This is a genomic window from uncultured Sphingomonas sp., assembly GCF_913778135.1.
GTDB lineage: Bacteria > Pseudomonadota > Alphaproteobacteria > Sphingomonadales > Sphingomonadaceae > Sphingomonas.
On sequence record NZ_CAJYVU010000008.1, the window covers coordinates 25102 to 39518 of the forward strand.

Here is a 14417-nt window from a genome sequence, read left to right on the forward strand (position 1 = left end):
GGCGGCGCATGCCCTATCTTACGTCCATGCACCTCGTCGCCGACGCCATCGTCCTGTCCGTGCGCGCGCACGGCGAGCATGGGGCGGTGGTGCGCGCCTTCACCCGCGAGGCGGGCGTGTGGCCGGGCTACGTTCGCGGCGGGCACTCGCGACGGCTGCGGCCGATCCTGCAACCCGCCAATCTGGTGCGGGCGGAGTGGCGCGCGCGCACCGACGAGCAACTACCCGCGCTGACGGTCGAGATGATCCACAGCCGCGCGCCGATGTACGCCGAGGCGCTGCCCGCCGCCGCGCTCGAATGGCTCGCCGTGCTGACCGCGGCGGCGTTGCCCGAGGCGCAAGCCTATCCGCGGCTGCACGACGCGCTGTCGGGCGTGCTCGACGCGGTCGAGGCGGCGCCGAGTGCGAAGGGCTGGGCCGGGGCGCTGGCGCGCTACGAACTGCTGCTGCTCGCCGAACTGGGCTTCGGGCTCGACCTGTCTGCATGCGTTGCGACCGGCGTGGTCGACGATCTCGCCTTCGTCAGCCCCAAGAGCGGGGCGGCGGTCAGCCGCGCAGCGGCGAGCGGGTATGAGGCGCGACTGCTGCGCCTGCCGCGCTTCCTCGTCGACGGTGGCGAGGCGGGGTGGGACGAGGTCGCCGACGCGCTGGCGATCACCGGCCACTTTCTGGAGCGGGACGTGCTGGCCGATCGTCGGCGCGAGGCGCTGGCGGCGCGCGACCGGCTGGTCGACCGATTGAAAAGGGCGGTTGCCTGACCGGGCGCGGCTTGCCATTCGGGAGCGCATGAGCACGCCCCTGATCGCGATCCTCGCCGGCGACGGCATCGGCCCCGAAGTCACCGCCGAGGCGCGCCGCGTGCTCGAAGCGCTGAACATCGATCTCGCGTTCGAGGAAGCGCCCGTCGGCGGCGCGGCGTACCGAGCGCAAGGTCATCCGCTACCGTCCGAGACGCTCGACCTCGCGCGGCGCGCCGACGCAATCCTGTTCGGCGCGGTCGGCGATCCCGCGTTCGACGCGCTGGAGCGCGCCTTTCGGCCCGAGCAGGCAATCCTGGGGCTGCGCAAGGAATTGGGCACGTTCGCCAATCTGCGACCGGCAAAGATCTTCGCAGGGCTGGAGGATGCCTCCACGCTCAAGCCAGAGATCGCACGCGCGATCGACCTCGTCATCGTGCGCGAGCTGAACGGCGACGTCTATTTCGGCGAGAAGGGACGACGCACGAGTGCGGCGGGGTTGCGCGAGGGCCACGACCTGATGCGCTACGACGAAGACGAGGTGCGACGCATCGCGCACGTCGGGTTCGAGACCGCGGCCAAGCGGCGCGGCAAATTGTGCTCGGTCGACAAGGCAAATGTGCTGGAAACCTCGCAATTGTGGCGCGACGTGGTGATCGAGGTCGCAAGCGATTATCCGCACGTCGAACTGACCCACATGTACGTCGACAATGCCGCAATGCAGCTGGTGCGCAATCCGGGCGCGTTCGACACGATCGTGACGGGCAACCTGTTCGGCGACATTCTGTCGGATCAGGCGAGCATGTGCGTCGGGTCGATCGGTATGCTGCCGTCGGCCTCGCTGGATGCGGCGGGCAAGGGCTTGTACGAGCCGATCCACGGCTCCGCGCCCGACATCGCCGGACAAGGCAAGGCGAACCCGTGCGCGGCGATCCTGTCGGCGGCGATGCTGCTGCGCCACTCGCTGAACGAGGCCGCGGCGGCGGACCGGGTCGAGGCGGCGGTGGCAGCGGCGCTCGCGACCGGCGTGCGGACACCCGATCTGGGCGGCGACGCGTCGACCCGCGCGATGGGCGACGCGGTGCTGGCGGCGCTCTAGAGCCGGCCGGCGAGCGCTAGACCCAGCTGGCAAAACCTAGACCCAGCTGGCGAACCACGTCCAGCGGCGGAACGCGCCCGCGTCGGTCAGCGGCTCGGCGCACAAGACCGGCAGGAAGTAGACCAGCAGCGCGAAGCAGACGAGCAGGTAGAGCTCGTCCCAGCCGCGCAAGCTCGCGCGCCAATGGTCGAGCGCGACCGCTAGCGCCACGACCAGAAAGATGCCGCTGGGGTAATAATAATAATAGAAGCCGAGCGATTTCGGGATCAGTGCCCAGATCAGCAGGCTGGCGACCCACAACAGCGCCGGGGCGAGCAGCCGAGCCGAGTCGGTTTTCACCCAGGCCCAGAACAGCGTCGCCACGGCCACGAGCCCGCCCCACATAATCGCGGGATTGCCGATCATCCAGATGCCGCGCTGCACGCCGTCGACGGGTTCGTACAGGTACCAGATCGGTCGCTGCATTAGCGGCCAGGTGTACCAGTTCGACTGATAGGTGTGCGGCGGCAGGATCTGCGTCTGGCGCGCGTACATCTCGAGCTGGAACGGGATCAGCCGCGACCAGGTCATCGGATCGCTGGTGTAGAAGAACGCGGGCGCGAAGGTCAGTAGGTACGTGCCGACCGACACGATGCCGAGCAGCGCGATCGCGACGACCGGATGCATGCCGCGCCAGCGTTCCGGGTGGCCGTGTCGCAACCGGAGATAAGCGACCGCGGCAAAGGCGACGTACGGGCCCGCGGTCCACTTGCACGCGGTGCCGAGCCCCAGCAGCGCCGCGCCCGCGCACCAGCGCGCATGGAAGTGGCCCCGGGTCGGCGCGCGCGCGGACCATGCCAGCACGACGATGCCCCACAGCAGGAACGCGGCCAGAAAGGTGTCGAGCATCGCGATGCGTGCCTGAACGAAGACGGTGAACGACATCAGCGCGAGCGCGGCGCCGATCAGGCTGGCACGCACGCGCCCCGTCAGCAGCTGCACCAGCGCGAATACGCCCGTGACCGTCGCCGCCCCCGCGATTGTCGAGGCGAAGCGCCAGCCGAACGGCTCGTCGCCGAACCACGCCATCGACAGCGCGATCAATTCCTTGGCGAGCAGCGGATGCTCGATGTTGGTCGGTCCTGACAGATCGCGCATCGCGCGCGCGGCGGGCACATAGTGAACCTCGTCGAACACCAGCTTGTTCGGCACGCCGAGCCGGACGAGGAAGATCACCTCGCTCAACAGCGCGATCAGCGCACCGACCAGCATGGGGCGTTTCAGAAAAGCGGTTCGTTGGGGTTCGGTCACGCGCCATCTCTCGACTGCGTACGCGCGAGAGGCAAGGGGCAGGGGCTAGGGGATGCCGGGGGTTGAGTCAGGCCCGGCGTGGGGGCAAAGCGGATGGCATGAAGCGTCGCACTGGCCAGGACCGTTCGATCACCCAGACCTGGCGTCCCGCCACCCAGGCAATCCGCGGCGGCACCGCCCGGTCTGATTGGGGCGAGACGAGCGAGGCGCTGTTCCTCACCTCCGGCTACAGCTACGACCGAGCCGAGGACGCCGCGGCGCGCTTCGCGGGCGAGCAGGCGGGCATGACCTACTCGCGGTTGCAGAACCCGACGGTCGAGATGCTGGAAGAGCGCATCGCGCTGCTGGAGGGCGCGGAGGCGTGCCGGACGATGGCGACCGGCATGGCGGCGATGACCGCGGTGCTGCTATGCCAATTGGAACAAGGCGACCACGTCGTTGCGGGGCGCGCCGCGTTCGGCTCGTGCCGCTGGCTGACCGACACGCTGCTGCCGAAGTTCGGTATTCAGACCACGATCGTCGACGCGCGCGATCCGCAGCAATTTATTGACGCTGTGCGCCCTGAGACCAAGGTCTTCTTCTTCGAAACGCCGGCCAATCCGACGATGGACGTGGTCGACCTGCGCGCGGTGTGTGGGATCGCGCGTGAGCGCGGCATCCGCAGCGTGGTCGACAATGCCTTCGCGACGCCGGCGCTGCAGCGACCGATGGAGTTTGGCGCGGACGTGACCGCTTACTCCGCGACCAAGATGATGGACGGGCAGGGTCGCGTGCTGGCGGGCGCGGTGTGCGGCAGCGCCGACTTCATCAACAACACGCTGCTGCCGTTCACGCGCAATACCGGACCGACGCTGTCGGCATTCAACGCCTGGGTGGTGCTGAAGGGACTGGAGACGCTCGATCTGCGCATCCGGCGGCAGTCGGAATCCTCGGTGAAGGTCGGCGAATTCCTCGAGCAACGCGTGCCGCGTATCCTTCATCCCGGCCTTGCAAGCCACCCGCAGCACGCGCTGGCGATGAGCCAGATGGAGGCGGCGGGACCGATCTTCGCGCTCGAGGTCGTCGACCGCGCGCAAGCGCACGCACTGCTCAACGCGCTGACATTGATCGACATCTCGAACAACATCGGCGACTCGCGCTCGCTGATGACGCATCCGGCCTCGACCACCCATTACGGCGTCGCGGAGGACAAACGGCTGGAGATGGGCGTGACCGACGGGCTGCTGCGGTTAAACGTCGGACTGGAGGACCCGCGCGACCTGATCGACGACCTCGACCAGGCGCTCTCGCAGGTCGGGCTGTGACCGCGCCATCGGTGAAGGCGCTGTTCGACGTCGCCGAAACGACGCGCGGGGTCACCGTGCGCGTGTCGGTCAGCTACCTCGCCGAACAGTCGGAGCCGGCGCGCGGGCGCTGGTTCTGGGCCTATCACATCCGCATCGAGAATGACGGCGCGGGTGCGGTGCAATTACTGACGCGGCACTGGATCATCACCGATGGGCGCGGCGCGCGTCACTCGGTCGAGGGCGAGGGCGTGGTCGGCGAGCAGCCGCTGATCGCAGCCGGCGCCAGCTACGATTACGTGTCGGGCTGCCCGCTCTCCACCACGACGGGCGCGATGCAGGGCAGTTACCGCATGGTCGACGAGGACGGCGCGACGTTCGATGTCGTAATCCCGAGATTCGCGCTCCACGCACCCGCGGTGGCGCAGTGAAGCGGACGCATCTGCCGCTCAACGGTCTGCGCGTCCTCGACGCCGCGGCGCGCCACCTGTCGTTCACCCGCGCGGCGGACGAGCTGGCAGTCACGCCGGCCGCGGTCGGGCAGCAGGTGCGCGCGCTGGAGGATACGCTCGGCGTTGTGCTGTTCCGGCGCACGACCAAGGGACTGGAGCTGACCGATGAGGCAGCGGCGGGCCTGGGGCCGTTGCGCGCGGCATTCCTCCAATTCGAGGACGCGGTGCGCGCGATGCAGGCGGGGCAATCGTCCAAGTCGCTGACGATCGCAGCACCGCGCGACCTGACCGAAAAATGGCTGCTGCCGCGCCTCGCCGAGATCGCCGGGAGCGATCCCGACCTGCGTTTCTCTCTGGTGGTCGCCGACGAGGGGCTGGATTTCACCGAGGCCAATCTCGACCTCGCGATCCGCTGGGGTGAGGGGCCAGGCGCACACGAGGGTGAGGCGATCGAGAGCGACGGGCTGGTCACGGTCGAGCGGCCGGGCGGTGGCGCCGACACGCTGATCGCGTGGCCCGGCTCACCCGACGACGTGGCGACGCCGGTCGTCCGGGTCGGCGATGCGGGGCTGGCGATCGATGCAGCGGCGGCGGGGCTTGGCCGCGCGATTGTGCCCGAACTGCTCGCCGCACGCGACGTGGGCGAGGGACGGGTCGTGGTGGTCGGAGCAGCGGAACCGTCGCGGCGCGGCTATTGGCTAGTCGCGCCGACCCCGCAATGGCGGCAGAAGAAGGTGCAGGCGCTGGTCGAGGCCCTGACCGGGTAGGTGACGGCGGAAGCGGGGTGACCCGCCCCCCGCCCCCGCGTCACGTCACTTCTTGCGCGCGCGCTTGGGCGCCGCGGCTGCTTCCTTGTCCTCTTCCTCGTCGTGCTCTTCCTCGCCCGCTTCGGTCAGCGCCTCGCCGAGTGCCTTGAGCTTGTCCTGCGACTTGTCGGCCTTGTCAGCGATCTTGGTGGTCGCGGCACCCAGGCGGTGAAGCAGTGCGTGAACGCGGTTGGCGTCGGGCGAGTCCTTCTCCAGCTGCTTGCGCAGCGAGGCGAGGTTGCGAAGGATTCCCTTCGCGCCCGACACGTCGCTGTCGGCGAGTGCGGCTTCCCAATCCTCGACCATGTCGGCACCCTTCGCGGGCTTGGTCGATTCCAGTCCGCGATTGATCGCGTTCATTGTTCCAGCGAATTTGACGGCCATGTGACGAACTCTCCTGGCGGGCGAATGCCCGCGCGTGGAAACGAGGCCCACCTGCTAAGTGTCCGTCGTGACTCAATTAGTTCTTCAATTTCCAGCCGCGACGCAGCAACGTGTAGCAGAGCACGCCCATCGCCACGTCGATCGCGAGGATAACGATGCTGCCCAGCATCACGGGCGAATCGGCGGTGCCGAGGAAGCCGTAACGGAAGCCCGAAATGACGTAGAAGAACGGGTTGACGTGGCTGAACGCACGGAATGCGGGCGCCAGGTGATCGACCGAATAGAAGGTGCCCGACAACAGGGTTAGCGGCGCGATGACGAAGTTGGTGACGGCGGCGGCATGGTCGAACTTCTCCGCCCAGATCGAGGTCAGCACACCCGCGAGGCTCAGGAACAAGGCGCCCAGCAGCCCGAACCACAATACCGCCAGCGGATGCTGTGGCGTGACATGGACGTCCGGCCAGAGCGACATCGCCAGCCACACCGCCGTGCCGACGCAGAAGGCGCGCGTGACCGCACCCCCCGTCAGCGCGGCGAGCAACTCTCCGGTAGACAGCGGCGGTTGCAGATAGTCGACAATCGTGCCCTGGATCTTGCCGACCAGCAGCGAGAAGCTGGCATTGGCGAACGCGTTCTGCATCATGCCCATGATGATGAGGCCAGGCGCGACGAAGTCGGCGAAGGGCACGACCGTGCCGCCGACGCGCACGGGCGCGCGCGCGCCGTTCGCGACCGTGAAGATGACAAGGAACAGCAGGGTCGTGATCGCGGGCGCCCACACCGTCTGGAGCTGCACCTTGAAGAAACGGCGCACCTCCTTCACATAGAGCGTCCGCAGGCCGCCCCAGTTCACGTTCCGGATGACCGGGACACCCGGTGCGTTCCTGACTGCCGATTGGACTTGGCCGATTGGGGGCTGGCTGCTCATGGCTCTGGCGGGTAACCGTTGCCGACAGCACCCGCAACCGGCACGCTTGAGGGATTACACGAATGTCCTGGACCGACGAGCGCATCGACACGCTCAAGACCATGTGGGAAGCCGGCCAGACCGCGAGCCAGATCGCCGAAGCGCTGGGCGGGGTCAGCCGCAATGCCGTGATCGGCAAGGCGCATCGTCTGGGCCTGCAGTCGCGCCCATCGCCGGTGATCAGCAAGGAGGAAGCGCGCGCACAGGCCGCGGCGGCGCAGGATGCTGCCCCCGTAACCGAGCCGGTTCCCGAGGTCGCTGAGGCGGAGACGGTCGTGATCGCCGAACCGGAACCGGTGATCGCACCCGCCCCGCCGCCCGCTCCCGAGCCGGTCGTCGATGAAGATGAGGAGGAGGAAGAGGCAGAGCCCGTCGCAGCAGCGCCGGCGGTGCGCGAGCGTCCGGTCGAATCGCAGCAGCCGATCCTCCGCTCGGTCGGGCCCGGCGGCTTCGTTCGCCAGTCCCCCGGCGAGCAGCAGGCGCCGAGCACCCCCGCACCGCCGCGCCGGCTGGTCCCTGCCCGCACCGCGCCCGAATATGCCGACAAGACCTCGTTGCTCGATCTGAGCGACAAGGTCTGCAAGTGGCCGCTCGGTCACCCGGGCGAGCCGGACTTCCACTTTTGCGGCGAAAAGGTGAATCCCGGCTTCCCGTACTGCGTTACGCACTGCGGCCACGCTTATCAGGCGCAGCTGCCGCGTCGCGACCGCCGCGCGCCGCCGCTGCCGTTCGGTGGTCCGCGCATGCGCTGAGCAGCGCGCAACATCCGCATCTTTCAAAGGGTCGGTCCAATCCGGTGGGATGGGCCGACCCTTTGTCGTTGAGGAAATTGTGTAAATGCCGTGTTCGGTGAACGAATACGCGGTGCCGAACCGCTACCAATGGTGAGCGATACATAACCCGAAAGGGTTAGGTCATGGTGGGATTACTCCCTCGCTTCAGGAATCGGTGGCAGTCGCGGCTGGTCGGTCAATGTCGTGGTGCGGTGCTGATCGAGTTCGCGCTGGTGCTGCCAATCCTGATCACGCTGGTGATGGGGGTGCTGTGCTATGGCCAGTATATCTGGCTCGCGCACAGCGTACAGGCGGCCGCGAACGACGCGGCACGCGCGATCGTCGCCGGTGTAACCCCGGCCGAGCGTCTCACGCTGGCGCAGGCGGCGGTCGCGACCGACATCGCGAGCATCGCCGAGTTGAAGAGCGACAAGGTGGCGCTCGCGATCGATGAAGCGGGCGCCCGCGCGACGATCAGGCTGCGCGTCGACGCGCGCGTGCTCACGTTGCTCTCGACCGGCATCGTGCCGCTGCCGGAGCCGGTAATCGAGCGGCGCGCGGTGGTGTCGCTGGCGGTGCTGTGACGATGCGTTGTCCCTCGCTGTTCCGAGATGCGCGCGGCGGGGTGGGCGTCTTCGTCGCCTGTGCGATGCCGCTGCTGATCGGCTTCGCGGCATTCGCGGTCGATCTGGGCACCGCACAACTCGACGCGCGCCGGTTGCAGGGCATCGCCGACAGCGCCGCGCTGGCCGCTGCCAGTGCTCCCCACGATGCCGACGCTGTGGCGCGAGATCTGGTCGCGGCGAGTTGGGGCACGGCGACCGTTGCGCGCGTTACCACCGGCCGTTACCGCGCCGACGCGGCGGTGCCGGTGGCGCAACGCTTCACCGCCGCGGCGGACGGTGATGCGGTGCGGGTTCAGCTCAGCGCGCGCTCGCCGACCTTCTTCGCGCGCATCTTCGGCTATGATTCGCTGCCGATCACGCGGGTGGCGACCGCGCAGCGGCGCGCGATCGCGAGCTTCTCGGTCGGCTCGCGTCTCGCAGCGATCGACGGCGGGGTCGTCAATGCGCTGCTTTCCGCGCTGACCGGACGAACGGTGTCGCTCGGTGTGCTCGATCACCGCGCGCTCGTGGAGGCGAGGGTAGACATCTTTCAGCTGCTCGACCGCCTGCGGTTGCGCGCCAACCTGTCGGTCAACGATTACGGCGACCTGCTCGCCGCCGACGTGCGGGTGACGGACCTGTTCGGTGCGCTGGGCGACACGCTGAAAGCGACGGGTCAGGAGGCGGCCGCGGATGCGGTCGGGCGTATCGGAGCGGCACTCGGCGGGCAGACGATCAGGCTCGGCGCGCTGATCGATGCCGGGCCGCTCGCCACACAGGCGGTCGGCAGCAGCGGCGTGGCGCGCGTGCCGGTGCTGCCGTTCATGACCGCGCTGCTGGAGACGGGCGGCGCCCGGCGGCTGGCGCTTGACCTGGGAGCAGGTGTTCCCGGTGTCGCGTCCGCAAAGGTGAGCATCGCGATCGGCGAGCGTGCGCAATCCTCGCCGTGGCTGGCAATTACCGATACCGGCGACACCGTGATCCGGACCGCACAGGCCCGCATCTATGCGCGCCTTCGTGTCGCACCAACGCTGCTGCCCGGCCTGTCGAGCCTCGCCTCGATCGACCTGCCTCTGTTCGTCGAGGCGGCAGGTGCAGAAGCACGATTGAAGAAGATCGACTGCGCCGCGACAACGCGTGCCGTGACGCTGGAGGGAAGGGTCGATCCGGTGCAGGCGGCAATCGGCACAATTGACGAGGCGAAACTCGCCGATTTCTCTAAGCCGATCACGCCGGCGACCGCGCGCATCGTCGACACACTGCTGGTCGACGTGACCGGTAGCAGCCGTGTCTCGCTGGGCGCAGCGGAGCCGTGGCAGGCGCGTCGCTTCACGCAAGAGATGATCGACGCGGGTTCGGTCGAGACGATCCGGTCGAGCACGCCGCTGCAGGGAATCGCGACCTCGCTGATCGCTCAGGCATCGCTCAAGGTGACGCTGCTCGGGCTGCCGCTGCCGATCGACCCGCTGCTGCGCGCGGTCGGCGGCCTCCTGTCCGCAATCGCCGCGCCGCTCGACACATTGTTGATGGCGGTGACGGGAACACTGGGTCTCGGCCTTGGGGAAGGCGATTTACAGGTGAGCGGCCTGCGATGCGGCAATGCGGTGCTGGTCGGCTGAGCCGGTATGGGCCGGCGCGCGAACGCCGGCCCGGTCACGTCAGGTCAGAAGCGGAACGCCGCCGTGGCGCGCATCGAATGCCAGCGGAACTTGCTGTCGCTGCGGGCGAAGTCGGTACCGCCGGTATTGGGCGCGAGGATGAACGGGTTGCTCGTGGGCGTAGTACCGGTCGATCCGGCGCGAACGCGATACGCGTCGTCCTGATATTGGTGGTACATATATTCGAGCCCGATCGAGAAGTTGTTCCCGATGCGCTGCTCGACACCGCCGCCGCCTTGGATGCCGAACTGGTTGCGCTTGCCGCGCTCGGAGAAAGCGTTGGCGGTGTTGGTGGTGGTGAACTCACGATCGATCCGCGCGTAGCCTGGGCCAAAGGTGCCATAGAACAGCGTCGAATCGTTCGGCGTGTAGCCGGCGCGCGCGCGAATGCCCGCCTCCCACTGCAGGTCACGCGTCATGACGTAGTTGGCCGGCGTGGTCGAGAACGCCGACACGCTGTCGCTGATCTCGCTCTTGCCAAATTCACCAACGACGCCGACGACGAAGCGGCCCATCTGCTGGTCGAGGCCAATACGCCCGTAATAGGCCCAGCCGTCCTTGTCGTTGCGACAACCCGCGCCCGCCGGCAGCGTCGGTGCGGCGGTCGAGGTACGACCCGGCGCATTGGCACTGACCGCGCGGCCGTTGCAGAAGCCGGGCGAGAAGGCGTTGGCGCCCGCGGCAGTCGTCACCGTATCGCCGAAGCGGCCATCGAGGTTGCGATCGAACAGGATCGACGAACCGCGATCGTTGCCCTGAACGTCATAGCCGCCGGCCGCGCCGACGTAGATGCCGCTGAAGCCGGTGGTCACTTCCTGCGCGACAGCGGGCGTGGCGGCGAGCAGCGCGGCCGCGCCGGCGAGTAGCTTGATCTTCATTATAACCTCCCGTGAACTCGGGCGCCGAACGGACCGATGTGGCAATATGTTGCGTGACGTTTGGTTGCTGGCTTGTGCCCCTTCTGTTCGCGTCGGCGCTGGGGTATAGCGGCTCGCATGGCCGACGATCTCTTTGCCTCTTCGACCGCTAGTGTCGGCAGTTACGATGCGTCATCGATCGAAGTGCTGGAAGGGCTTGAGCCGGTACGCCGCCGGCCCGGCATGTACGTCGGCGGCACCGATGAGCGTGCGCTGCATCATCTCGCCGCCGAGGTGCTCGACAATGCGATGGACGAGGCCGTCGCGGGGCACGCCACGCGAATCGAGGTGACGCTGGAGCCGGGCAACCGGTTGACTATCACCGATAACGGTCGCGGCATCCCGGTCGATCCGCACCCGAAGTTCCCCGACAAATCGGCGCTGGAGGTGATCCTCTCGACGCTCCACTCGGGCGGCAAGTTCGCCGGCAAGGCCTACGCGACCAGCGGCGGTCTGCACGGCGTCGGTGTGTCGGTGGTCAACGCGCTGTCGGCGGAAACGGTGGTCGAGGTCGCGCGCGAGCGGCAGCTGTATCGTCAGCGGTTCAGCCGTGGGCAGACGATCGGCGCGCTGGAGCATGTCGGCGCGGCGCCCAACCGGCGTGGTACCAGCGTCTCGTTTGTGCCCGATCACGAGATTTTCGGACCCGAGCTGAACTTCAAGCCGGCGCGGCTCTACAAGCTGGCGCGGTCGAAGGCGTATCTGTTCGCTGGCGTCGAGATCCGCTGGAAGTGTGCCGCGTCGCTTATCTCTGACGATACGCCGGCAGAGGCGGTGTTCCAATTTCCGGGTGGCCTCGCCGATCACCTGCGCGAACAGCTGGGCGGGCGCGAGTGCGCCACCGCCGACGCGTTCGCGGGCACGCAGGACTTCGCCGATGCGCCCGACGGCACCAAGATGGGCAAGGTCGAGTGGGCGGTCGCCTGGCCATTGTGGAGCGAGGGCAGCTACAGCTGGTATTGCAACACGATCCCGACCCCCGATGGCGGCACGCACGAGCAGGGATTGCGCCAGGCGCTGGTCCGCGGGCTGCGCGCCTTCGGCGAGCTGGTCAACAACAAGCGCGCGAAGGAGCTGACCGCCGACGACGTGATGGTCGGCAGCGAGCTGATGCTGTCGGTGTTCATCCGCGATCCGCAGTTCCAGAGCCAAACCAAGGATCGGCTGACCTCACCCGAGGCCGCAGGGCTGGTCGAGAAAGCGGTGCGCGACCATTTCGACCATTGGCTCGGCCACAACATGGAGCGCGGGCGCGCGCTTCTGGCTTACGTGCTTGAGCGGATGGACGAGCGGCTTCGGCGCAAGCAGGAGCGCGAGGTCAAGCGCAAGACCGCGACCAGCGCGCGGAAACTGCGCCTGCCGGGCAAGCTGACCGACTGCTCGGCCGATGCGCCCGCGGGCACCGAACTCTTCATCGTCGAAGGCGATTCGGCCGGCGGCAGCGCGAAGCAGGCGCGCGACCGCAAGACGCAGGCAATTCTGCCGATCCGCGGCAAGATCCTGAACGTCGCCAGCGCCACCAGTGCCAAGATCCTCGCCAATCAGGAAATCGCAGACCTCGGCCTCGCGCTCGGCTGCGGGACGCGAAAGGACTGCGTGGCGGACAACCTGCGGTATGAAAAGGTCATCATCATGACCGACGCCGATGTCGATGGCGCGCATATCGCAACGTTGCTGATGACGTTCTTCTTTCAGGAGATGCCCGACATCGTGCGGCGCGGGCACCTCTACCTCGCGCAACCGCCGCTCTACCGACTGACGCACGGCGCGAAGAGCCTGTACGCGCGCGACGACGCGCACCGCGCCGAGCTGGAGCGAACCGCGTTTCGCGGCAAGAAGGTCGAGGTCGCGCGCTTCAAGGGACTGGGCGAGATGAACCCGGGGCAGCTGCGCGAGACGACGATGGATCCCGCTTCACGCGCGCTGATCCGCATCACGCTGCCGCAGGAATATGAGGAACGCGCGGGTGTGAAGGACCTGGTCGACCGGTTGATGGGGACCAATCCCGCGCACCGCTTCGCGTTCATTCAGGAGAATGCGGCGCGGATGGACGAGGAAGCGATCGACGCCTGACGTTCGCACGCGGCTGAGTCGAGGCCAGTTGTGCGTCGCAACGCGCCTTTGTACTAGCCGACCTTCGCGGTGTCGCCGCGGCCGTCGATCGGCCGTGTGGGGCGGATGCTAGGAGCCGACGATTGAGCCTGTTGCTTTGGACCAGCGTATCGGTAGCCGCGATGACGCCGTCGGCGTTCGAGACTGCGCTGTTCGCCGATCAGCCGCCGGTCGCTGCGAGCGCGGTTGGTGCATCGGCGGCACCGCCCTCCGCGTCTGAGACCATGAGCCAGGAAGCCGCGCAGGACGCGGCGACTATCCCGGAGCAGGAGATCGTGCCGCCGCTGGTCGTTCGCACGCTGCCGCCGCCGTCCAGCCAAGGCGCCCCGGTGCCGGGCAGCGACATCGTCGTCACCGGAGAGCGTCGCGGTCTCGCACCCGACCCGCTGCGCTCGGTCAACGAAACCGCGTTCAAGGCGACGCAGGCGATCGACGATGCGATCACAGGCCCCGCCGCGCGCGCCTACAAGAAAACGCTGCCGCGCGAGGTGCGCAAGGGCATCCACAACTTCCTGTACAACTTTCGCGAGCCGGTCGTGTTCGTGAACTTTCTGCTGCAGCACAAGATCGGCAAGGCGGCGGAAACCTTCGCGCGCTTCGCGATCAACACGACCGCGGGCGTGGCTGGCATCTTCGATGTCGCCAAGAAGAAGCCCTTCAAGCTGCCGCGGCGTAGCAACGGATTTGCTAATACGCTGGGCTTCTACGGCGTGCCGAACGGCCCGTTCCTGTTCCTGCCGATCACGGGTCCCACGACGCTGCGTGACCTGTTCGGCGGCGCGATCGACCGGCTGATCCTGCCGTTCACCTACGGCAGTCGCGTGACCAAGCCGGCGTTCGTCATCCCCTTCGCGACGTTGAGCGTGCTCGATCACCGGTCGGAATTCGACGGTACGCTCAAGAAGCTGCACGATAACGCCGCCGACCCTTACGCCAACTCGCGCACCTTCTACCTGCAACGCCGCCAAGCCGAGATCGACGCGCTGAAGCGCGGCGAGCCGCTGGTCGGCGGGATGACCGAGCCGCCCGAGGACGTCGACGAGCGCGGACGCCCGATCCGCGCCGAGCAGCGCGAGATCACGCCACCGCCGGTCGTGCCGACGATCACGACCCCGCCGCCTTCTGCCGCGGCTCCGGCAAGCGACACAGGCGCCGCACCTCCGGCTACCGCAGCGGCCAACGACAATGCTGGCAAGTCGACTAATCAAGGTGACACCGCCGCTGCACCCGAAGCCGCAACGGATCGCGCGCCAGCGGCATGAGGCGCCGACCCGCGGCGGACCCGGTCCGCTAGCGTCGATGGCGCAAGGTCACGCGGCCTCGCGCCGGGTTCC

General features: G+C 67.9%; 14 protein-coding genes. 10 read left to right on the forward strand and 4 right to left on the reverse strand.

Annotation, left to right across the window (positions count from 1 at the left end; genetic code table 11):
• Positions 1-26 precede the first annotated feature (26 nt).
• Both recO and leuB read left to right on the forward strand, forming a co-directional pair.
• Positions 27-758 carry a DNA repair protein RecO gene (gene recO / locus QZ847_RS00680; RefSeq protein ID WP_294352180.1) on the forward strand — a complete coding sequence of 244 codons (732 nt, stop codon included), beginning with the start codon at positions 27-29 and terminating at the stop codon, positions 756-758.
• A gap of 28 nt (positions 759-786) precedes the next feature.
• A complete protein-coding gene (gene leuB / locus QZ847_RS00685; protein ID WP_294352160.1) occupies positions 787-1836 on the forward strand; it encodes a 3-isopropylmalate dehydrogenase in 1050 nt (349 codons plus the stop codon).
• A gap of 36 nt (positions 1837-1872) precedes the next feature.
• Here leuB and QZ847_RS00690 read toward each other — a convergent pair whose 3' ends face one another.
• Positions 1873-3126, reverse strand: a complete 1254-nt coding sequence (locus QZ847_RS00690; protein WP_294352162.1) for a glycosyltransferase family 39 protein — start codon at positions 3124-3126, stop codon at positions 1873-1875.
• A gap of 98 nt (positions 3127-3224) precedes the next feature.
• On the opposite strand from QZ847_RS00690, the gene QZ847_RS00695 reads away from it, so the two are divergent.
• From QZ847_RS00695 to QZ847_RS00705, 3 genes are read left to right on the forward strand one after another with little or no spacing between them, the layout of a single operon-like run.
• Positions 3225-4430, forward strand: coding sequence for an aminotransferase class I/II-fold pyridoxal phosphate-dependent enzyme (locus QZ847_RS00695; protein ID WP_294352164.1), 1206 nt, complete (start codon positions 3225-3227; stop codon positions 4428-4430).
• 11 nt (positions 4431-4441) lie between these two features.
• Complete coding sequence (apaG, locus tag QZ847_RS00700) at positions 4442-4840, forward strand: Co2+/Mg2+ efflux protein ApaG (RefSeq protein WP_093006003.1); 399 nt, start codon at positions 4442-4444, stop codon at positions 4838-4840.
• Positions 4837-5628 (forward strand): LysR substrate-binding domain-containing protein, encoded by a 792-nt coding sequence (locus QZ847_RS00705; RefSeq protein ID WP_294352166.1) that lies wholly within the window; start codon positions 4837-4839, stop codon positions 5626-5628. Before apaG ends, QZ847_RS00705 begins: the two co-directional genes overlap by 4 nt.
• Before the next feature lie 45 nt (positions 5629-5673).
• On the opposite strand, the gene QZ847_RS00710 is transcribed toward QZ847_RS00705, so the two are convergent.
• Both QZ847_RS00710 and QZ847_RS00715 read right to left on the reverse strand, forming a co-directional pair.
• Positions 5674-6051, reverse strand: a complete 378-nt coding sequence (locus tag QZ847_RS00710) for a hypothetical protein (protein ID WP_294352168.1) — start codon at positions 6049-6051, stop codon at positions 5674-5676.
• 76 nt (positions 6052-6127) lie between these two features.
• Complete coding sequence (locus QZ847_RS00715; protein WP_294352170.1) at positions 6128-6979, reverse strand: ABC transporter permease; 852 nt, start codon at positions 6977-6979, stop codon at positions 6128-6130.
• A 62-nt stretch (positions 6980-7041) separates the two neighbouring features.
• Here QZ847_RS00715 and QZ847_RS00720 point away from each other — a divergent pair, with 62 nt between their 5' ends.
• From QZ847_RS00720 to QZ847_RS00730, 3 genes are all read left to right on the forward strand, one after another.
• Positions 7042-7770 carry a GcrA family cell cycle regulator gene (locus tag QZ847_RS00720; protein WP_294352172.1) on the forward strand — a complete coding sequence of 243 codons (729 nt, stop codon included), beginning with the start codon at positions 7042-7044 and terminating at the stop codon, positions 7768-7770.
• Positions 7771-7934: 164 nt separating this feature from the next.
• The gene (locus QZ847_RS00725; RefSeq protein ID WP_294352174.1) at positions 7935-8375 is read left to right on the forward strand and encodes a TadE/TadG family type IV pilus assembly protein; all 441 of its coding nucleotides are present in this window, start codon (positions 7935-7937) and stop codon (positions 8373-8375) included.
• A 2-nt stretch (positions 8376-8377) separates the two neighbouring features.
• The gene (locus QZ847_RS00730) at positions 8378-10015 is read left to right on the forward strand and encodes a pilus assembly protein TadG-related protein (protein WP_294352183.1); all 1638 of its coding nucleotides are present in this window, start codon (positions 8378-8380) and stop codon (positions 10013-10015) included.
• Between the two features lie 44 nt (positions 10016-10059).
• Here QZ847_RS00730 and QZ847_RS00735 read toward each other — a convergent pair whose 3' ends face one another.
• Entirely contained in the window at positions 10060-10932 is an 873-nt protein-coding gene (locus QZ847_RS00735) for an outer membrane beta-barrel protein (RefSeq protein WP_294352177.1), read from the reverse strand.
• Positions 10933-11049: 117 nt separating this feature from the next.
• Here QZ847_RS00735 and parE point away from each other — a divergent pair, with 117 nt between their 5' ends.
• Together parE and QZ847_RS00745 are read left to right on the forward strand one after the other, a co-directional pair.
• Positions 11050-13044: a DNA topoisomerase IV subunit B gene (gene parE / locus QZ847_RS00740; protein ID WP_294352178.1), complete on the forward strand. Its 1995-nt coding sequence runs from the start codon at positions 11050-11052 to the stop codon at positions 13042-13044.
• A gap of 122 nt (positions 13045-13166) precedes the next feature.
• A complete protein-coding gene (locus tag QZ847_RS00745) occupies positions 13167-14345 on the forward strand; it encodes a VacJ family lipoprotein (protein ID WP_294352179.1) in 1179 nt (392 codons plus the stop codon).
• The last annotated feature ends 72 nt before the right edge of the window (positions 14346-14417 follow it).